This window comes from Cylindrospermopsis curvispora GIHE-G1 (genome assembly GCF_014489415.1).
Lineage (GTDB): Bacteria > Cyanobacteriota > Cyanobacteriia > Cyanobacteriales > Nostocaceae > Raphidiopsis > Raphidiopsis curvispora_A.
Genome location: NZ_CP060822.1, coordinates 1,738,734 through 1,758,879, shown reverse-complemented (window position 1 = coordinate 1,758,879; position 20,146 = coordinate 1,738,734). Strand labels below are relative to the sequence as shown.

17 protein-coding genes are annotated in these 20,146 nt (G+C 40.9%); 4 read left to right on the top strand and 13 right to left on the bottom strand.

Going from position 1 to position 20,146, the window contains the following annotated elements; genetic code table 11:
- The first annotated feature begins 24 nt into the window (after positions 1 to 24).
- Positions 25 to 1,200 (top strand): DNA double-strand break repair nuclease NurA, encoded by a 1,176-nt coding sequence (locus tag IAR63_RS08020; protein ID WP_187707204.1) that lies wholly within the window; start codon positions 25 to 27, stop codon positions 1,198 to 1,200.
- Between the two features lie 30 nt (positions 1,201 to 1,230).
- Here IAR63_RS08020 and ychF read toward each other — a convergent pair whose 3' ends face one another.
- Positions 1,231 to 2,322 (bottom strand): redox-regulated ATPase YchF, encoded by a 1,092-nt coding sequence (ychF, locus tag IAR63_RS08015; protein ID WP_096547749.1) that lies wholly within the window; start codon positions 2,320 to 2,322, stop codon positions 1,231 to 1,233.
- A 201-nt stretch (positions 2,323 to 2,523) separates the two neighbouring features.
- Between ychF and IAR63_RS08010 the strand changes: the two genes are divergently transcribed.
- Positions 2,524 to 4,242 (top strand): serine/threonine-protein kinase, encoded by a 1,719-nt coding sequence (locus IAR63_RS08010; protein ID WP_181407004.1) that lies wholly within the window; start codon positions 2,524 to 2,526, stop codon positions 4,240 to 4,242.
- Here IAR63_RS08010 and IAR63_RS08005 read toward each other — a convergent pair.
- From IAR63_RS08005 to nadA, 3 genes are all read right to left on the bottom strand, one after another.
- Positions 4,239 to 5,465: a M20 family metallopeptidase gene (locus IAR63_RS08005; protein ID WP_141303010.1), complete on the bottom strand. Its 1,227-nt coding sequence runs from the start codon at positions 5,463 to 5,465 to the stop codon at positions 4,239 to 4,241. The genes IAR63_RS08010 and IAR63_RS08005 overlap by 4 nt on opposite strands.
- A gap of 89 nt (positions 5,466 to 5,554) precedes the next feature.
- Entirely contained in the window at positions 5,555 to 7,060 is a 1,506-nt protein-coding gene (locus tag IAR63_RS08000) for a phenylacetate--CoA ligase family protein (RefSeq protein WP_187707203.1), read from the bottom strand.
- A 60-nt stretch (positions 7,061 to 7,120) separates the two neighbouring features.
- The gene (nadA, locus tag IAR63_RS07995) at positions 7,121 to 8,083 is read right to left on the bottom strand and encodes a quinolinate synthase NadA (protein WP_057178754.1); all 963 of its coding nucleotides are present in this window, start codon (positions 8,081 to 8,083) and stop codon (positions 7,121 to 7,123) included.
- 150 nt (positions 8,084 to 8,233) lie between these two features.
- Between nadA and IAR63_RS07990 the strand changes: the two genes are divergently transcribed.
- On the top strand, positions 8,234 to 8,482 hold the full coding sequence (locus IAR63_RS07990; RefSeq protein ID WP_141303014.1) for a transporter suffix domain-containing protein: 249 nt from the start codon (positions 8,234 to 8,236) through the stop codon (positions 8,480 to 8,482).
- A 4-nt stretch (positions 8,483 to 8,486) separates the two neighbouring features.
- Here the strand turns inward: IAR63_RS07990 and IAR63_RS07985 are convergent, their stop codons facing one another.
- A complete protein-coding gene (locus IAR63_RS07985) occupies positions 8,487 to 8,774 on the bottom strand; it encodes a 4a-hydroxytetrahydrobiopterin dehydratase (RefSeq protein WP_057178755.1) in 288 nt (95 codons plus the stop codon).
- A gap of 116 nt (positions 8,775 to 8,890) precedes the next feature.
- Entirely contained in the window at positions 8,891 to 9,904 is a 1,014-nt protein-coding gene (locus tag IAR63_RS07980; RefSeq protein ID WP_187707202.1) for a hypothetical protein, read from the bottom strand.
- Positions 9,905 to 10,034: 130 nt separating this feature from the next.
- Here IAR63_RS07980 and moaA point away from each other — a divergent pair, with 130 nt between their 5' ends.
- On the top strand, positions 10,035 to 11,021 hold the full coding sequence (gene moaA / locus IAR63_RS07975) for a GTP 3',8-cyclase MoaA (RefSeq protein ID WP_187707201.1): 987 nt from the start codon (positions 10,035 to 10,037) through the stop codon (positions 11,019 to 11,021).
- 62 nt (positions 11,022 to 11,083) lie between these two features.
- Here moaA and rpsD read toward each other — a convergent pair whose 3' ends face one another.
- From rpsD to labA, 7 genes are all read right to left on the bottom strand, one after another.
- The gene (gene rpsD, locus IAR63_RS07970; RefSeq protein WP_096543502.1) at positions 11,084 to 11,692 is read right to left on the bottom strand and encodes a 30S ribosomal protein S4; all 609 of its coding nucleotides are present in this window, start codon (positions 11,690 to 11,692) and stop codon (positions 11,084 to 11,086) included.
- 217 nt (positions 11,693 to 11,909) lie between these two features.
- The gene (gene hetR / locus IAR63_RS07965) at positions 11,910 to 12,809 is read right to left on the bottom strand and encodes a heterocyst differentiation master regulator HetR (protein ID WP_187707200.1); all 900 of its coding nucleotides are present in this window, start codon (positions 12,807 to 12,809) and stop codon (positions 11,910 to 11,912) included.
- Between the two features lie 250 nt (positions 12,810 to 13,059).
- The gene (locus IAR63_RS07960; protein WP_187707199.1) at positions 13,060 to 15,156 is read right to left on the bottom strand and encodes a DMT family transporter; all 2,097 of its coding nucleotides are present in this window, start codon (positions 15,154 to 15,156) and stop codon (positions 13,060 to 13,062) included.
- A gap of 165 nt (positions 15,157 to 15,321) precedes the next feature.
- The gene (locus IAR63_RS07955; RefSeq protein ID WP_187707406.1) at positions 15,322 to 16,569 is read right to left on the bottom strand and encodes an inorganic phosphate transporter; all 1,248 of its coding nucleotides are present in this window, start codon (positions 16,567 to 16,569) and stop codon (positions 15,322 to 15,324) included.
- Between the two features lie 10 nt (positions 16,570 to 16,579).
- Entirely contained in the window at positions 16,580 to 17,626 is a 1,047-nt protein-coding gene (locus IAR63_RS07950; RefSeq protein ID WP_187707198.1) for a zinc-dependent dehydrogenase, read from the bottom strand.
- Between the two features lie 74 nt (positions 17,627 to 17,700).
- On the bottom strand, positions 17,701 to 19,293 hold the full coding sequence (locus IAR63_RS07945) for a 2-isopropylmalate synthase (RefSeq protein ID WP_187707197.1): 1,593 nt from the start codon (positions 19,291 to 19,293) through the stop codon (positions 17,701 to 17,703).
- Between the two features lie 276 nt (positions 19,294 to 19,569).
- Positions 19,570 to 20,091, bottom strand: a complete 522-nt coding sequence (gene labA / locus IAR63_RS07940) for a low amplitude/bright protein LabA (protein WP_006278855.1) — start codon at positions 20,089 to 20,091, stop codon at positions 19,570 to 19,572.
- Positions 20,092 to 20,146 lie beyond the last annotated feature (55 nt).

Here is a 20,146-nt window from a genome sequence, read left to right as displayed (position 1 = left end):
TCCCACCACCTCTTGATGTGAATAATGTTAGATTTAACAAAACTAGCTGGGCAAATGCAGGGTTTAAGCCAGCACCTTTGCTCTGAAGTAGCTGAAAGTAACCGTAAGTTGGAATTAGCAAAGGAAAATTTAAAAAAGGCTTGCGAGTGTCAAGAAGAAATAGTCAAGCGTCAGGAAAAATGGCGCGATCGCATTACTTTTGCCAATGCTACACCCATAGAACCTCTAGACACCTGTATTCAAATTTCTACTCCCCCCAAAGTACATACTATAATTGCCACGGATGGTTCTCAAATTGCTCCTAACCATCATGAAATTGCCTATTGCTACTTACTAAATATAGGGAGAGTGGTTTTATATTATGGACAAAATCGTCATCCCCTGCTAGACAGTTTACCAGAGATATTTTACCGAGAAGAAGACCTATATATTGCTCGTCAATGGGGTTTAAAAACCGAAGAATGGATGAGTCATTGCCGAACTGCTTCGGAAATTACGGTACTATCTGACCTAGCCTGTAGCATAAAAAACGAGCATCCCTCTCTAGCGATGGTAGATGGCTCTCTAATATATTGGTTTTTAGAACAGCTACCACTAGAAGCCAGAGATCAAATTTTACCACCTATCTTAGAAGCTTGGGGAAAGTTACGTCAAGCAGGAATCCCCATAGTTGGATATCTAAGTGCAGCTCGTAACAACGAAGCGAAAAATCTATTGCGTTTATTAAACTGTCCCTATCCCGTTCCTGACTGTATTAACTATTGTCCAGACCAACTAGATTACGTTCCCTGTAAAAAATTTGAAGGTTTGCGAGACACCACATTATGGGCCACCCAACTCCAACCTGGTCAAAGGAGCGCATTGTGGCGAAGCAATTCCCGGATTCTACAATTATATGATGATCAAGTCATTTACTTTTGTTATTTGCATGTAGGCACAGAAATCGCCAGAATTGAGTTTCCAGCATGGGTAGTCAATGACCCTCGGATGATAGATCAAGCTCTGGGACTCGTATTGGCACAAATACAAAAGGGGTATGGCTATCCAGTAGCGATCGCGGAAGCACATAATCAAGCAGTAGTTAGAAGTGGGGATAGAAATCACTTCTTCGCCCTTTTAGAAAGGGAGATGATTAAAGCGGGAATTAAAAATGTTAGTATTTCCTATAAAGAAGCCAGGAAGAGGGGGAGTATTGCTTAACATTGTCCCCATTTCCACCTTGTTCCCTATCTAAACATTAAATCGGAATAACATCACATCTCCCTCTTGCACAATGTATTCCTTACCCTCACTTCTGACCAGACCCTTTTCCTTAGCAGCATTTATAGATCCATGGGTAACCAGATCATCATAAGCAACGGTTTCTGCGCGAATAAATCCCCGCTCAAAATCAGAGTGAATGACACCCGCTGCTTGAGGTGCGGACATTCCTGCATGAATAGTCCAAGCGCGGGTCTCCTTGGGTCCAGAGGTGAAATATGTCCGTAGACCTAAAAGAGCATAGGTAGCACGAATCAAAGATTTGAGACCACCCTCTTGCACACCTAAAGATGCTAAAAAGTCAAACTTATCTGCATCAGGTAATTCCACTAACTCAGCTTCCACCTGAGCGGAGACTATTACCACTTGAGCATTTTCCTGTGCTGCAACTGCTCGTACCTTCTCCACAAAGTCATTACCTGTAGCTAAGTCATCCTCAGCTACATTAGCAGCATAGATAATCGGTTTACTAGTCAGCAGTCCTAGGTTTTTAATCACCCCAGCTTCTTCTGGAGTTAAACTGACTTGACGAACCAATTTACCTTCGTTGAGAGCTGCTACTAATTTGTCTAAAACCGTAATTTCAAATTGTGCATCTTTACTAGTCCGTGCCAGCTTGCGTGATCTTTCTATGCGTCTTTCAATTTGAGCTAGATCTGACAAACCTAGTTCCAAATTAATAATGTCAATATCCCGTACTGGATCCACCGAACCACTAACGTGAATAATATCATCATTTTCAAAACAACGGACCACATGCACTATAGCATCCACTTCCCGGATGTGAGACAAAAATTGATTTCCCAACCCTTCACCCTGACTAGCACCCTTCACCAGACCAGCAATATCCACAAATTCAACCCGTGCAGGTATAATTTGTTCAGAGCTGGCCAGTTTGGCCAGGACGTTTAACCGATCATCCGGTACTGCAACAACGCCTACATTCGGTTCTATGGTGCAAAATGGAAAGTTAGCAGCTTCCGCTTTAGCGTTAGCGACTACAGCGTTAAATAGAGTTGATTTTCCGACGTTGGGAAGTCCAACTATTCCAGCTTTTAGCATTGTAAATTTGTAGATAATTAATGTAAAAATTCCCACAACTGGAAGCTGGAGGATTTTTGCTTCCCGGGAACTTTTATGAGTTCCTTTTGTAACTATATCCCCAGCAAGCATTTTTGGGCTTGATATTCCTGTGATCTAGTTTATGCTTTATTTAACCCTCTAAATATTTTGCTTTTAATTTTAATTTCAACTACTATGATTATGCCATCACCCATTAACCTTGGAACTATTCTCCAAAATCGCTACCATATTATTCGTCTTTTGGGACAGGGGGGATTTGGTAGAACCTATCTAGCAGAAGACCAAGGACGTTTTAACGAACTTTGCGCTATCAAGGAATTGGTTATTTTAGAACCAGATTCATACGAGGGTAAAAAAGCTCAAGAATTGTTTGATCGGGAAGCATCCATACTATATCAAATTGATCACCCCCAAATTCCTAAGTTCCGAGAAAAATTTGCCCAAGACCAACGGTTGTTCCTAGTACAGGATTTCGTGGGAGGGAAAACCTACCATACCATCTTAAATGAACGTCGTACTCAAGGTCAAAGTTTTACTCAAGCAGAGGTACTATATTTATTACAATCTTTATTACCGGTTTTAGAGTATATTCACAAAGCCAATATTATTCACCGGGATATTTCCCCCGATAATTTAATCTTGCGCAGCACAGACCAAAAACCTGTATTGATTGATTTTGGTGTTGTTAAAGAAGTAGCAACCAGGTTATCAGCTTCCTCAGTTCATCAGGCTACTACAGTGGGTAAACCCGGATATTCCCCCATGGAACAAATCCAAACTGGAAAGGCTTATCCTAATAGTGATTTGTATGCACTAGCTGTTACAGCTATAGTTCTCCTCACCGGAAAAGAACCAGCAGATCTATTTGATGAAACTACTTTTATTTGGAAATGGCAGCACTGGGTACAAGTTAGTCCCAAGTTCGCTCAGGTGGTAAATCGCATGCTAAGTCGTATGCCAGGCGATCGCTATCAAACTGCTAAGGAAGTTCTTCTTGATTTAACTAATTTAGAAGTCTCAAGTCCCTTAAACCCTCGGGATCCTAATCTATCCTATTTACCCACCGTTGCTATTAGTCATCCATCTCCCACCCCAACTAACTCACCTGAACCAGTAATATCACCTCATACTAATAGTTCTATTTTAGACAATACTTTGTCCATGGTGGCCATTGGTGGTTTTGTAGTTATTTTGGCGGGATTTAGTTCCTGGTCCCTAGTTAATTACCTTCGTGGTCAAAGGTTATCTCCCCCGTTATCCACCGCACCCCAGAATTTTGATTCTCCTGTAATTCCCAGATCTACCCCCAATTCCACATTTACACCCACACCTAGCAAAACGGAACCACGGAATTTAGCATGGGATTCATCTAATAATGCTAATGAAGAAGGAATAATCAAATTTGGGGAAGTAATTGAATACAGTTTTAGAGGTAGTCCAGGACAAAAGCTCACCGTAGCAGTTAATGAGGAAAGTGGCGTTTTATTAACTATTCTTACTGCTGACGGTGAACCCCTTAGCACCGATGCTCAACAAGTGACTAGCTATGAAGGAGTCTTGACAAGTAGGGGTAGATTAACTATTCAACTGAATTTGTCTACAACAGTCTCTGAAAGTAACTATAGTTTATCTGTCGCTTTAGAAAATCCCATTAAACGAGCTCCTATTCCTCCTAGAAATACCATTCCTCCCAGAACTACCATTCCTACCCCCCTGGAAACTCCTATTCCCACCCCTACAACCACACCTATTCCTACGGAAACTCCCGTTCCTACCCTAACCCCCGCTCCCTTGGAAGATCCTATTCCCACCCCTACAACCACACCTATTCCTACGGAAACTCCCATTCCCACAGAAGAACCAACAATTGTGCCAACTATTAGTGAGGATAGAGTTTAATTTTGCGGTATTAAGAAGTTTTCCACGCATCTCACAAAGATTTCTACCCCCATTGCTAAAGCTACTTCATCAAAGTCAAAGCGCGGATGGTGATGGGGATAGTTTAACTGTTTTTCAGGATTAGCAGAACCTAAAAAGAAATAACAACCTGGAACTTCTTGCAAGAAAAATGACATATCCTCACTACCCATAATTTGACATTCAGGGATAATATTCCCAGGTGTTTCTACCACTTGTTCTGCTACTTTTCTCACCAATTGTGCCATCCCCCCATCATTGATTACCGGGGGATAAAGATGTGTATATTCTAACTCGTAATTAGCCCCATGACTTTCACAAATCCCCCGGATAATTTCCGTGATTCTCTGCTTGAAAAATTCTGCCAATTGACCATTAAAATACCTCACTGACCCGCTCATTCTCGCAGTATCAGCAATTACGTTCATCCTTGTACCAGCATGAAGTTCACCAATGGTCACCACTGCTGAATCCAGGGGGTTGACATTCCGAGCTACAATAGTTTGTAAAGCACTCACAATCTGAGCTCCAACCACAACCGAATCAATGGTCTGATGAGGTAAAGCTCCATGTCCACCCCTACCTAAAATTGTACAGTTAAAAAAGTCCACCGCCGCCATAAAAGGACCTGGACGCACTCCCACAGTGCCCACCAACAGATCATTCCATAAGTGGAGACCAATAATAGCATCCACATCGGGATTTTTTAATACTCCCGCATCAATCATTGGTTTAGCTCCACCAGGTCCTTCTTCTGCTGGTTGAAAGATGATTTTTACCTGACCACTAAAGTCTTGACGGTGTTTTTGTAGGTAATATGCTGTTCCCAATGCGATCGCAGTATGTCCATCATGTCCACAGGCGTGCATTATTCCATCCCGTTGGGAACAGTAGGATACCTTATTCTCTTCTTGAACTGGCAAAGCGTCCATGTCAGCACGAATGGCTAAAACCTTACCAGTGGCGGATTTTGCTCCTGTGATTGTAGCCACAATACCAGTTTGGGCAATACCGGTTTGATGCTCTATTCCCCAGGATTGTAACTGATGAGAAATAAACTGAGCGGTTAGTTTTTCTTGAAACCCTAATTCTGGTTTTTGATGTATTTTACGTCTCCATTCTATCAGTTGTGGTAACAGTGCACGGATTTGTAAGCGTACCTTAGGTAGATTTTGAGTACCAGAATTAGGGAGAGTAGAAATCATGGTTATAGTCAAAATTAGGAGTACGGGAAAATATTAGCACAAATTTTAGTATAGGTCAATGATACCTGGGGAATCTCTACCATTTCCAATTATAAATTACGAGTATATTTATGTTTTACCCCCGTGGGAAAATATTCCATATCACCTGTAGCTTTTAATTCTACTTGTGGTCTTTGATATTCCCTAGGAACATAATTTGCAAACTCACTATTTAAACGTAACAATTGAGCAAGAATAGAATTAGTGATCTCTATAATTTTCTCCTCACTTCCCTCTAACCCTGGTGCTAACTCCACGACCACGGATAAAAAGCGATTTTGATCTTGATCTTCTTTTACTTGTAGCACAAACTTACCCGTTACCCATTCTCTAATAATTGGTTGTTCTAATCCCACACTCACATTTTCAGGATAAATATTTGCACCAAAATAAGAAACAGCAAAATTGGAACGTCCAAAAACATAAACGAATGGTAATTGGTGTATTCCTCTATTTTTACCTAACTCAGCAACCGGATCAAAACCCCACTCAGCTAAAAATTTAACCATTCCTTCATAAGTAATTAAACCCCCATGATCTAAAATATTATATCTAATTAGGGGAATACCATTGTTACCGGAAAATATGAGTTGACTATCTTCGACCTCAAAAAACCGACTACAAGGATCGTACTGTACCAACGTCGGTAACCGAGATTCACCAAATAATGCTTTTGCTGCTGCTGGGTTGGCTGCTAAAAATCTTCTAATACAAATACTTAAAGGTGTTTCGTTTCCTAAAACTCCTGCATCTGCTGTTCCATACATTGAGGCGAAATCATAGCATAACTTTTCCGTTCCTATCCTTTCACCTACTAAACTTCGCCATTCTTCGCTAAATACTTCCCCCGCCATTACCAATTTAATTTTATATTGTTTCCACTGCAACCCATTGGCGATTCCTGTATCAATGACATCTTTTAAAAATGGCGGATATCCCAATAATACAACTTGTTCAAAATTACTGCCTAATTCTTCTACAACTCGCAATATTTCGGTTTTGTTATTTCCAGGTGTGATTACTGTAATGGGATAACCTTTAGTTGCTAAATATCTACAACAATTAGTTGTGAACATTCCCCCTACCCATGTTCCCAAGGTAAAGCAAACTATTGCTAAGGTACTTTTATTGTCCGCACTAAAACTGTCATGAAAAATCTGCTCAAACCGGGTGGCTATTTGCAATTCATCAGTGAAGAACCGGGGCCAAAATGTGGGTTTTCCCGTTGAGCCAGAGGAGGCCGCGATCATATCACAGCCTCCTAACATGCCATCCTCACATAGTTCTGGCAAACTGTAAACAGAAATATAATTTTCTTTACAAATCACCGGTAATTTTTGGAAGTCCGCCAAAGTTTGAATTGTTTCCCCGTTGATCTTATGTGTCGCTAAAAACGATTGATAAGCTGGTACGGTGCTGGCTACGGTCTTAAATAGGTTAGTTGCTATTTCTTGATGTGTAGTCTTTTCATGCTGTCTCAGTGTTTCTTCTAGGGGAGTAGAAACGAATTTTTCTAGTTGTTCAATAGCTTTTTTCGTTTTTAGGTTCATAATCATCTAGGAGAGTAAATATTGAACGGTTTAATGCGATCGCGGATTTCCATGATTGAAATTTCCTTAATTACTCATTTCCAACATCCTTTGTATGGGTTTTAATGCTTGAACACGAATTTTCTCTGACATGGTAATTTCTGGAGTCCGGTTGTTCATAGCTAAATATAGCTTCTCTAAGGTGTTTAATCTCATAAATGGGCACTCGTTGCAATTACAGTTATTCTCAGCAGGAGCAGGGATAAAGTGTTTGCCCGGTGCTAATTTTTGCATCTGATGGATAATTCCTGGCTCCGTAGCAACTATAAACTCCACAGCAGGGCTTTTTTGACAATAATTGAGGAGCGCAGCAGTAGAGCCAATATAATCAGCATGACGCAAAACACTGCTCTCACATTCTGGATGGGCGATCGCCTGGGCGTGAGGATGTGCAATTTTTAACTCAACTATTTTCTTTTCAGAGAAGGTTTCATGTACAATACAGCTACCCCGCCATAAAAGCATATCCCTTCCTGTTTGTTGGCTTACGTATTTTCCCAGATTGCGATCAGGAGCAAAAATTATCCCTTGGTCTTTAGGTATTTGCTGAACAATTTTGACCGCGTTGGAACTGGTACAGATAATATCGCTCATAGCTTTTATTTCAGCGGAGCAGTTAATATAGGAGATAACTATATGATCTGGATGAGCGGCTTTAAATGCTGCAAACTTTTCCGGAGGACAACTGTCAGCGAGGGAACAACCAGCGTTTAAGTCTGGTAACAACACTAATTTATCAGGATTAAGGATTTTTGCCGTTTCCGCCATAAAATGAACACCAGCAAATACAATCACATCCGCGCTGGTTTTTGCTGCTGCTTTCGCTAGTTGCAGAGAATCTCCAATAAAATCTGCTATATCCTGTATATCTGGTTCTTGATAGTAGTGAGCTAGTATTACTGCATTTAATTCAGTTTTTAAATTCTCAATGGCAGTAAATAAGTCCAAGGGTGGTTTGCTCTGGGTTCGAGTTAGTGTGGTTGTAAACACAATTAGGAACTACTTTTGATTACAAATTATTAACTTAGTTAATTATAGTAGTTTTTACCAAAAATGGTGAATGGTCAGGGAAATTTTCAGTTAAAATATAATGATACAATAACATGACGGAATTTACTACCATTATCACCAACCTTAGATATGCAAAAGTTCGGCTTATTCCTAATCGTTGCTTCCTTTTTTCCCTGGGTGGCGATCGCCACAGTTGTGCCATTTTTAGCATTGTCGGTTGGGCAAAAAGGACTGTTAGTAACTGCACTATTAGTTTTAGGCGAACTTTTGTTTTGGCTAGGAACCGTATTGCTGGGTAAGCAAGTGGTTCAACGATATGGAAAGTACCTGAAGAGGTTTATGAGATTTATATGGTGGAGAAAAATCAAAAAGGATTAACCTACTAAAAACTCTCTTCCATTTTTCGTGCCAGTTCCACATCTAAATTACTGATAACATTACCGAGATCATGAGTAGCGAGATTAACCACTACTTTGTTATAAACATTAAACCATTCTGGATGGTGTCCTAGAGTGTCAGCATAAACACCCACCTTGACCATCCAACCCAAAGCAGTAGCAAAGTCTCTAAACTGATATTCCTTGGATAACTTACCCCCTTGAACTTGCCATCCGGGCAAACTTTTAAGAGCTTGGGCTATTTCCATTTCGTTAAGTTTGTGTGCTGTCATGGTGTGAATCTACTATAAATTTACTAGAAATTAAGGCTTATACGTGAGTGTGGGCTTCTCAACGACTCTTCTCTAAAACTATAGCGTTTTAATCGCCTTAATCCCCATTTTTTCCTCTAATCTGTTTCCTGAATCTGTAGTCTAATGGTATGCTCAGTAGCGCCATTAAGTTTGATTTCCATCATTTCACCACCTAGGGGTTCAATACAACCAAGCAGAGAACGTAAGTTAGGTGTACTTGCCCCCGTATCAACATATAATCTATCAGCCAAATTACTAATCCGTTTCCAGACCAAATACAACTTAGCTATATTTTGCTCCATTTGGGACGCTTGATTCACCAGGTCAGCAGCAACACTTAAACACCCAACTCTTTGCGCTTCTTCCAAAGCAATTTCGATATCCACATTCTCCTCTGCTAACGCTTGAACTTGAGCTGCTGATTTGAGATATCTAGCTAACTGTCTAGCCTCTGTTGTTGCCTGCTTTAAAGTGTCCACATCAGGACTCACCTCTATTTCTCTTTGTAAGACCTTCTGATGTGATTCTGGTAGTTTCTCCATTTCCTTAACTAGGGGAGCTATATACCTAGCAGGAAGGCTATTATCCGCAGCTTTCTCCCTCACTGGTGTAGGTAATAATTCCGAGGACATGGCAGTCCATTCATCAGTCAATTGACGAACTTCTCGACGAGTAATGCGATCGCCTTTTTGAGCTGCTTCACTGACCATTTGCTGTACCTCTGGGGTTGCTTTAGCAGTTTCCACAAAAGCCCGTTTGCTAAAATTATTGACTTTACTGGGCTCGAGCTTACCATTTTGTATTAAAGTATCAGCACTATTAGCCAGTTGAATCCAGTTATATGCTTGACTTTTGCTAATTTCCCTTTCTTTTAACCATTGGAGAAACCCAGTTCCCCTACTGTCTCCACCTTTTTTTTCTCGGTCACGGATGGCACGTAAAATCCGACCCCGCCAGATTTCTGTCTGGAGGTCAAAACGGTCACATACCTGCCAAACTACCTCTAACCTCTCTAAAAAGTCAGTTTCGTCAATTTCTTCATCTTCTGGATCTGGTATTTCAAAGTCTAAATCTACAGGTTGTTGCAGTACAGCTGCAAGGTTATTCATAGGGTCGGTATCTTGCACAATCAATAAATATGGATAAAAATTTACGTATATTTGGAAATTATAGCTGACTATGTTGTCAAAATTCTCGAGCCTGGGAAAATAAAAAGTATCAAAACTCGACTAAACAAAAATGAACCATATCAACTATTTACGTATTAGTTTAATAGATCGCTGTAATTTTCGTTGTGTCTACTGTATGCCAGATGATACGGAACTAAACTATATTCTCAAAAAACAACTGTTAACCAATGATGAACTATTAACCCTAATTAAAGATGTATTTATTCCTGTGGGATTCAACCGGTTTCGTTTAACTGGCGGTGAACCCCTACTCCGTCCCGGAGTGGTGGACTTGGTAAATAAAATTGCCCATCTCCCCCAAACCCAAGATTTATCCATGACCACCAATGGTTTTTTATTAGCCCCCCTAGCACAGGATCTCTATAATGCAGGACTAACCAGAATTAATATTAGTTTAGATTCCCTGAACCCCAATACCTTTAATTTAATTATCGGACATCATCGTCCTCAGGGTTGGGAACAAGTTTGGCATGGTATTCAATCCGCTGACAAGGTTGGATTTAATCCCTTAAAGTTAAACGTAGTGGTCATTCCAGGTGTCAATGACCATGAAATTCCCAGCCTAGCTGCTCTAACCCTGGACAATAACTGGCATGTTAGATTCATTGAGTTTATGCCCATTGGTAACAACACTCTATTTAGCGATCGCGGTTGGATATCTTCCGCACAGTTACGAGATCAGATTCGTCAGCGCTGGGGTTTGACAGAATCACAGGTTCATGGTAACGGACCTGCGGATGTATTTCAAATTCCCGGAGCCAAGGGAACCCTAGGTTTTATCAGTCAGATGTCTGAATGCTTTTGCGATCGCTGTAACCGGGTGCGTCTTTCCGCTGATGGTTGGTTGCGTCCTTGTTTATTGAATGAATCTGGACAAATAGACCTAAAAACAGCCCTGCGATCGGGTCAGACCATAGAGCAATTACAACAACAAGTAAGGGAGTTATTACACCTGAAGTCAGAAATTAACTTTAAAGAGAGGAATCCGGGTACACTTGGCACTTACAGTCGTACCATGTCCCAAATTGGGGGATAGAGCAAGCACCAAAACTACTTATCCTAAGTAGTTTTGGATAGCCTCAAAAGCCAAAAGGCAAATTATGCCTGACGTGAATAGTATTCCACAACCAGCAGTTCATTCACCTGCAGTGCCACCCATTCCCGCTCAATCACACTATTGACCTTGCCAGTCAACTTGTTCTTATCGAATTCCAGATGATTAGGAAGATTAGCCAATCCAGGATACTGCAAATTATTTTCTACCAGTTTTCTGGATGCTTCCTTATCTCTAACACCAATTTCCTCTCCCGGACGACATTGATAACTGGCAATGTTGACCACCCTTCCATTTATCGTCACATGACCGTGACTGACTAATTGTCTTGCTGCTGAGATGGTGGGGGCCATTCCCAATCGAAAAACCGTGTTGTCCAAGCGCATCTCCAATAACTGAAGTAACACTTGTCCAGTAGATCCAGTTACTCGTCTGGCCTTGCGAACATAGCGTAACATTTGCTTTTCTGTCAAACCGTAATTCAATCGGAGTTTTTGCTTTTCCTCCAGACGGATAGCATACTCAGATCTTTTCTTACGATTTTGACCGTGTTGCCCGGGTGCGTAAGCACGTCTGGCACTTTTGCGAGTTAATCCTGGTAATTCCCCCAGACGGCGCACAATTCTGAGGCGCGGACCTCTATATCGAGACATGAGTTTCCTTATCTAATCCTGTTTAAACTTTACCTAAACAATCCATTATCACATAAATTCTAGCAATTAGCCAAGAACTAGAGAAAATCGAGTCACATGATGACTTATTTTTTTGATATTATAGTCTTGATACTAGCTAGGTAGCAAGTTGTACTACAAAAACAAAGATCTCCGACCTTCTGGGTCGGAGACTTTCACAACCATGGCTATTGACAATCTAATCATCTTGTTGACCAAAAGCCATTTGTAAAACTACGGGTTTACCACCCTCCTGATGGTATCTATCTGCCCACACCCGGATAATTTCATCCAACTCATCCATGGCAGCTTGAATTTTTTCCGGAGCTATGTCTAACTCTTCTACAGCACGCATAGCATGACTTTTTCTTTCTGCCCAGTCTTTCATCATGCGAAAATAACGAGCAGTATCTTCAATCATCGTATAAGTACGCTCCTGGTCATCCGCTGGAGCATAAAAGTGACGAGTCAGGACATAAAATGGCATCCCCCAGGGAGAGTCAATTCGGGTAACCGTACCCGAGTAGATTAGTCGGCGCTTGATGTGTTCTGCAAGAGCTTCGCTTAAAGGCATTTGGTGGTGCTGTGGCAACTCTTCTTGAGAGCGTTTGTGGAGGAATTCAATTAGCTCTAAAAATTCAAAGGAAGTTACCAACTGAGCATCAGGCAGATTTGCGGGTAATTTGCGCTCAATCTGTTTTTTCTCTTCAGTTGTGAGACTTGAACCGGGAATGCGAGATTTTCCAGGTTGCCAGGAGTATTTTTCCATCCACACATGGGGTAATTGAATCAAATAACGAGGTTCTTGAGAACCTAGCATTTTCAGCAACTTACCTTCTGTCAGGGCCTCCCTGATTTCTTCCACAATGATTTTGACTCGTTTAGGCTCCAAATGGTGCAAATGACCAGTCATGCGCAGGTTTTGCCCCTGCTCTAAATAGGTCATGTAAATTGCACACTTTGCCGCCGTTGCTGCTGCATCCAAAAACGCCCCATGCCTATGTCCACTCGTGCGCATGGCACTGAAAGCCAGATAAAGCATGATCTGATCCATTGCACTTGGACCAAGACGTTTGATCAGATCTATGTCGTTATTCATATTTACAGACAAGTGAGTGACACGTTTACAAAACAGTTGGTGATTGAATTCAACCTAGCGATTGTACAACAAAATTAAATTTTTGTCTTCAACCAGATGAAAGATTTGCTAAACTTCCATGATTTTACCAAAATTTTAGACAAAATTTTGTTGTTTCTAGTTTTTGGGTTCTATGTCTGGGAATAGGAGCCTTAAAATAACTTTAAAACCTCGTTCGGTCAATGATCTTACGTGTTTACAAGATTAAATCTTAGGGCTCAGTGATTTTGGGTCGATTGTGCATTTTCTCCCAGCTAATAACCGCTGTTCCACCTGTAACCAGTATAACTCCTATCATCTGGGATAAATCCAAATTTTCTCGAATCATTAGTCCGGCCAAGACCACAGTAGAAATGGGAATAAAAGATCTAAACAGAGTATAAAAATGTGATCCCAGCTTGTTAGTGCCTAAACTTTTTAACAACCAGGCACTAAGGGTGAGAACAGCTAACATAAAAGCGCCCAGTAATAATTCTAAGAACCCAGATGATTTCAGTACGATATTCCAGTCAGCTGGTAATGGTACTAATAGGCAAAGAAAGCTTAGTAGTAACATAGTAGCGAAGTTAAGAAAACCAAAAGAAATAGGATGTATTGCAGATGCAGACAACCTAGAAATAATTACGTAGCTGCCAAAGGCTATTCCGGAAAGAATTGCGGAAATACTTGCCAGGGTGTTGATAGTGGTACTGAGGATGAACAATTGACCGCCTAGGATACCGAAAATAGCACCAATCTTCACTGGACTAGGACGTTCGCTCAAGAGGAACCAAGCCAATATTCCGGTCACCAGGGGATAGACAAAAAATAAACTCATGGCTACCCCTACGGTTAGCTGACTAATAGCAACGTAAATAAACAACTCAGATAAGAATAGACACCCACCACTTAAAACTGATAGGATTAATAATTGTTTTCCTGTGGTATGTTTGCTATTATTCCTGTTAGTTTTCCGAAACAGATTTTTAAGTTCTTGCCAAATTGGTGGATGCAAAGTAGGACCCAAAAGCAACATTAAGGGTAGAACTACTAGCAATCTCAGCATTAATAAAAGGAAAATATTACCCAAGGTTGGTAATAGTAGACCTTCTCTCTGGAACTCTCCCAAAAGTTGAGAACCCTCCCAGAAAAATGCCCGGATGATTACGTTATAAAGGGAGCAGACAATTGTGTATAAACCTAACCACAGAAACCCTATTTGTAATGATGAGACATGTCTATTATTTTTGGGCAATTTTCGTTCAAAAGTGGGTTCTTGATATGCTGTATTTATGGGAGTGTTTATGGGCGTATATGGCGTACTTATGATGGTATCTACAGAGAAATGGGTAGTGGTTTTGTTTACTAAACTATCAGGAATTGAAGCGGTTACTTCCTCGACTTGTTCAGGGGGTGATTCTATGTTAACTGTGCTGTCAAGTATTAACTCTGGAGTTGAAGAATGGGAGCTTTGGGGAGCTGACACATCCTTCGATAATTCTTGAGGTGGTGATTGTGGTGCAAGCACAATTGAACTTTCTAGCACTGATTCTAGAATGGAATCTTGCTCCTGTGGCGATTCCGTTGCCAAAGCAATTGGCTCGGTAACAATTTGCTCTGTTTGCTCTGGAGATTTGGGCAAAAATCCATTCCTGTGCTGAGTCTGTCCCAGCTGTAGTACGGTTGGCGATCCTCCCGTCACAAACACCTGAGAATTTATTTGCTTAGCTTTGTCTAACTCGGTTTGTAACCGACTAACATAAGCTGTTAGAATTTGTTCTCCTTGTCGTTGTTGATCATAGATTTTTAAAAACTGTTGGGAAAGATGACTTTGATAATTCTTTAATTCTTCCTGTAGGGAACTGAAAGCGATTGTCAAATTATTATCTAAATTGTTAACTATCTCCGTAATATTCTCACTTATCTGACCAGCTATTTTGGCATTAACTTCTGCCCATTTCATGGCTACTTGGTCAGAAGATTCTGTCCCTACTAACTGTGCTTGACTAACCAAAATCTTTAACGAAGACTGCAATTGAGAAGATATGTGCTTGGACAAAACTTCCGCTAGTTGGCGAATTAAAACTTGTTGTTCGCTAATTTGTCGTGTTTGTTGTAATTTTTCCTTTTCTTCTGTTAATCTTTCAATATCCTTAGCTAAACGACTTTTCTCACCTTCTAACCGCTTCACATCATCCTGTAAAGCTCGTAGAACATTCTGTTGGAGATTTTCTAAATCCTCCACCATGTCCCAAAGGGCGTTTTCTGCTGACCTAGATAGGTCATTTCTACTGCGTTGGTTTTCTGGTCGCTTTTCAAGTCGCCCCATTAGTTTCTCACCTCTAACACCTTGAAGAGTTATTAGTTTTTTGTCATTATCACTTATCACCTATTATTTGTCATATTTGTAAGTCGGGGTTCTATTTTTTACTAACAAATATTGCAAAACTCGCCCAATATACTCAAAATATATCCCAAGATTTCTCGTGAGATTTCAGATAATCCGGATAATAATGAAGATTAGAGCACTGATAAAGGCACTAACGGGAACTGTAATTAGCCAAGCTGCGGTGATTCCTCGAATGGTGGAAAAGTTAATTAAACTAGGACTTTGCACTAATCCAACCCCTATTATACTACCTACGATCCCATGGGATGTGGATACGGGTAAACCTAGGCGAGATGCTAACAAAACAGTGGTAGCAGTGGCTAATTCAGCGCAAAATCCTGCACTTGGTTGCAGAGGGATAATATGTTGACCAATGGTGGTGATCACTTTTCTACCCCAAATCCCTAATCCGCTGACTATTCCTACACCTCCTAAAATTATTACCCACCCAGGAATGGTGATTCCATGAATGGGAACTGTCTGGGTTTGGTCAATGTAGGAAATTACTGCCAAAGGGGCAATTGCATTGCCAATGTCGTTAGCACCATGGGCAAAAGCAACAAAGCAAGCACTTAAAAGTTGAAACTTGGCAAATAATCCTTCTATACAGTTGTGGATGGGGGATGCTGAAATTTGCCCGGTGGTGTTTTCCACTTGTTTCCAACTATATATTGTCAGAACAATAATGCCAAGTACAATGGTAAAAATGGCAATACTGTGTGGAGGGATCTGTAGGCCCACTTGTTGATTGAAAAACCTGGCTATTGGTTCCGCTAAGGGAACTAACACTATGGCTCCAAATATACTCAGAACAATCACACTTAGCCAGGGAATCCATTCCTGTAATCTTTGCTGGGAGTTGGTTGGGGATAATATGTAATTCTGGATGATACTGTAAAAAATACCAGCTATGGTGGCGCTCATTATGGGTGTAAATACCCAAATAAGGGTTATGGCTCTTATGGCTTGCCAGTCTAAGTTGTCTACACCCGTTGCTACCCAGGTAAAGCCAGCAATAGCACCAACTACTGCATGGGATGATGATACAGGTAGAGATAGGGCGGTGGCTAGTTGAAGCCATAGTCCTGATGATATAAGCACTGCCATCATCCCTAACAATAGGGTTCTGGGTGTGGTGATAAACAATTCCGGATGGGCAATTTTCGTACCCAGGGTTTCTGTCACACCTCCCCCAAATAATACAGCACCCGCAAACTCTAAAACCCCCGCTATGATCATGGCCTGTTTGAGTGTAACTGCTTTTGACCCTACGGATGTTCCCATAGCGTTAGCTATATCATTGGCACCTAGGTTAAATGCAAGATAGAATGATAACAAGCTGGCAATAATCAATTGGTTCATTTCATGGGTAAATTAAGATCTTATAGGTTTCTGCTGTGGGTGCGATCGCCTGCTCCACTGCTTGATGTAAGTTTTCTAAAGGATAGCGATCGCTAATTAATGCCTGAACGTTAATGCGGCGACTAAAAACTATATCTGCTGCTAGACTTTGTAACCTATAGGAGGAACTGTAACTTCCTATTAAGTCTATTTCTCGACGATAGAGAATATTGGGGTTAATGGGTATTTCCACCTCGTCGGGGAATTCGGCAAAAAAGAGTATTTTGCCACCCTTGCGGGTACAGTTCAAGGCTTGAAAAAAGGCTTTATCACTGGGAACTGCCAACAATGCCACATCAGCACCCATTCCTCCCGTCAGCTCTTGGACTTTTCTAGCCAAGTCTGGATCACGAGCATCAAATGCTGCTTCTGCTCCTATCTCCATAGCTTTTTCAATTCTGGATGGTAAAAGATCCGTGGCGATCGCCCTAGCACCAAAATATTGCACCAACATAATAAACATTAACCCAATGGGACCTGCTCCAGTAATTAACACTGTTTGTCCTGGTGCTATTTGAGCTTTTTTTACAGCTTTTAGACAGCAATTAGTAGGTTCTACAAAACTGGCCTCCTCAAAACTAATATGGTCGGGAATGGGGATTAAACCCCCGTTTTCCACAATATGACCTGGTACCTTCACATATTCGGCAAAACCCCCTCCACTGGGGTTAAAACCTGCTGTGGTAGAAATATTTTTATAGACATCGCACATGGAAAAATTGTCATTCAGGCAATAGGCACAGCGCATACAGGGTATATGATGCATCACTGCTACCCGGTCTCCCACTTTCCAACCTTTGACATGAGAACCCACTGCGGCAATAGTGCCAGCGGTTTCGTGTCCAAAAATCCGTGGGGGTTCATACAGAGGATAACGGATCTTTTTAATATCCGACTGACATAAACCCACCACTCTTACTTGCACTAGTACTTCCTCTGGTGCTAAATTAGGGACTGGAACTTCTTCGTAGGATAACTGATTTACGCCTCTAAATACTTGTGCTTTCATCGCTATTTTTAGTTAGTTTAGCTAGGTTTAAGTCAGGAGTTAGTGAGCAATCACCACTCCCTAACCATTCTCGTTTAAGCCGTAACCTCTTGAGTTGTTTTTTGATTTATAGCTGCATATAGCCTATTTAAAGCATTCACATAAGCCTGAGCTGAAGCTACAATTATATCTGTATTAGCTGCATGACCAGAAAATACGCGGGACTCGTAACGCAGACGAATGGTTACCTCTCCCAAAGCATCAATTCCAGCTGTCACCGATTGCACAGAAAATTCTATCAGATCATTAGGCACATTCACCACTCGATTGATAGCCTTATAAACTGCGTCCACTGGTCCCGTACCGATGGCCGCATCAGTCAGTTCTTGACCATCCGGAGTGCGAAGAGTTACGGTAGCAGTGGGTTTAGCATTGCTACCACAGGAAACCTGCACCAATTCAACTTTAAACAAATCGGGAACTTGTTTAATTTCATCATTAACAATAGCTTCCAAATCCCAATCTGAGATTTCCTTCTTTTTGTCTGCTACATCCTTAAAACGAATAAATGCCCTATTGAGATCATTTTCCGACAATTCAAAGCCCAATTCTTTTAATCGGGATCTAAAGGCATTTCTGCCCGAATGTTTACCCAATACTATTTGGTTGTCGGTTAATCCAATCAACTGGGCATCCATAATCTCATAAGTGAGTTTATTCTTGAGTACCCCATCTTGGTGAATACCAGATTCATGGGCAAAAGCATTAGCACCGACTATGGCTTTGTTGGGTTGTACCAACATTCCCGTTAAATTGGAAACCAATCGAGAAGTCTTATATATTTGTCTGGTGTCAATATTGGTTAAAGGCGCTTCCGAATCAGCAGGTCTACCAAAGAACGGATTAAAATATTGTCGTCTGACATGAAGACCCATGACCAATTCTTCTAAAGCAGCATTACCAGCTCTTTCACCAATGCCATTGATAGTACATTCCAGCTGTCTAGCACCATTCTTTACTGCTTCTAAGAAGTTAGCAACCGCCAGACCTAGGTCATTATGTCCGTGCACAGAAATGATAGCCTGGTTTATATTGGGAACATTTTCTTTAATCCCCCTAATCAAATTGCCAAACTCTCCAGGAGTGGTATAACCCACCGTATCAGGAATATTAACCGTGGTTGCACCAGCAGCTATCACCTCGGTTAAAACCTCATACAAAAATTCTGGGTCCGATCTACCAGCGTCTTCAGGGGAAAATTCCACATCATTAGTGAAGCTCCTGGCATATGCTACCATGTCTCGAGCTATAGATACAACTTCTGGGCGAGTCTTCTTCAACTTGTACTGCAGGTGAATATCAGAAGTAGCTATAAAAGTATGAATTCGACCCTTAGCTGCTGGTTTAATAGCTGCTGCTGCTGTTTTAATATCATCCTGTTTAGCTCTAGCCAAACTACAAATAATCGGACCCTCTGGCAAGCCTACAGTCTCAGCAATTTTGCTCACTGCGGCAAAATCCCCCGGACTGGCAAAGGCAAAACCAGCTTCAATCACATCTACCCCCAAACGTGACAACTGTTTGGCTATAACCAGCTTTTCTTCAATGTTTAAGGTAGCTCCTGGACACTGCTCTCCATCTCGCAGGGTGGTATCAAAGATGATAATTCTATCCGCTTGATTGTTCATTGGTTTCGATCTGGTTTTAAGTTAACTAATTGGTAAAGGTTAAAATACCTTGAACTTTATTAAAAGGAATGTAAGAGTCAGTTTAAAGAATGTAGAATTAATAGTTTAAAACTAGCTGATGTATAATTAAATTTTAAATAACCAGCAAATTTATCAATTGGCGGTTAGGGACTCGGCCCGGTTCGACCGATCCATTGATTCCCACTCATAGTTACTGACTCCTTATTCATATCTAACTGTTGCTTTTTGACACTGCCTAGATTAGGTGTAATTCTACTAAGCTTCGGTTTTTTCTATTTGATCTCTAATATCGTTCAGGTCTATATATCTATCAGTAGCATTACGTAACTCTCGGGCAATCATGCCCTCTGTAGACACAACGGTAATATGGGTATTTTTAGAGCGTAAGAGCTCAATTGCCCTTTCAAAGTCACCATCTCCACTAAATAAAACTACTCGGTCATACTGATCGACGGTATTGAACATATCCACAACAATTTCAATATCCAAATTTGCTTTTTGTGAATAACGGCCAGAAACATCATCATAGTATTCCTTGAGGATTTTCGTGCGTACCGTATATCCCAGACTAATGAGTGCATCCCGGAAACCACGTTGGTCTTGAGGATCTTTTAAACCAGTGTACCAAAAAGCATTGATTAATGTTGTTTCAGGTTGTTCGTTCTTGAAATATTCTAACACTCGTCGCGGGTCAAAAAACCAGCCATTTTTTTGTTGAGCATAGAACATGTTGTTTCCGTCTACGAAAATAGACAGACGACTCATGGGCAAAACCATAGAAATTTACACCTAAATAATAAATAATAATGTAAGTTTAAACAATAGATTATCA

Coding starts and splice junctions, on each gene's coding strand:
- IAR63_RS07980 (WP_187707202.1), bottom strand. CDS start 9,904: ATGAATAACCTTGCAGCTGTACTGCAACAACCTGTAGATTTAGACTTT.
- IAR63_RS08000 (WP_187707203.1), bottom strand. CDS start 7,060: ATGATTATGAACCTAAAAACGAAAAAAGCTATTGAACAACTAGAAAAA.
- IAR63_RS07950 (WP_187707198.1), bottom strand. CDS start 17,626: ATGAAAGCACAAGTATTTAGAGGCGTAAATCAGTTATCCTACGAAGAA.
- ychF (WP_096547749.1), bottom strand. CDS start 2,322: ATGCTAAAAGCTGGAATAGTTGGACTTCCCAACGTCGGAAAATCAACT.
- IAR63_RS07945 (WP_187707197.1), bottom strand. CDS start 19,293: ATGAACAATCAAGCGGATAGAATTATCATCTTTGATACCACCCTGCGA.
- IAR63_RS08010 (WP_181407004.1), top strand. CDS start 2,524: ATGCCATCACCCATTAACCTTGGAACTATTCTCCAAAATCGCTACCAT.
- IAR63_RS07960 (WP_187707199.1), bottom strand. CDS start 15,156: ATGGGGCGACTTGAAAAGCGACCAGAAAACCAACGCAGTAGAAATGAC.
- IAR63_RS08005 (WP_141303010.1), bottom strand. CDS start 5,465: ATGATTTCTACTCTCCCTAATTCTGGTACTCAAAATCTACCTAAGGTA.
- IAR63_RS08020 (WP_187707204.1), top strand. CDS start 25: ATGTTAGATTTAACAAAACTAGCTGGGCAAATGCAGGGTTTAAGCCAG.
- IAR63_RS07990 (WP_141303014.1), top strand. CDS start 8,234: ATGCAAAAGTTCGGCTTATTCCTAATCGTTGCTTCCTTTTTTCCCTGG.
- moaA (WP_187707201.1), top strand. CDS start 10,035: ATGAACCATATCAACTATTTACGTATTAGTTTAATAGATCGCTGTAAT.
- labA (WP_006278855.1), bottom strand. CDS start 20,091: ATGGTTTTGCCCATGAGTCGTCTGTCTATTTTCGTAGACGGAAACAAC.
- rpsD (WP_096543502.1), bottom strand. CDS start 11,692: ATGTCTCGATATAGAGGTCCGCGCCTCAGAATTGTGCGCCGTCTGGGG.
- hetR (WP_187707200.1), bottom strand. CDS start 12,809: ATGAATAACGACATAGATCTGATCAAACGTCTTGGTCCAAGTGCAATG.
- IAR63_RS07985 (WP_057178755.1), bottom strand. CDS start 8,774: ATGACAGCACACAAACTTAACGAAATGGAAATAGCCCAAGCTCTTAAA.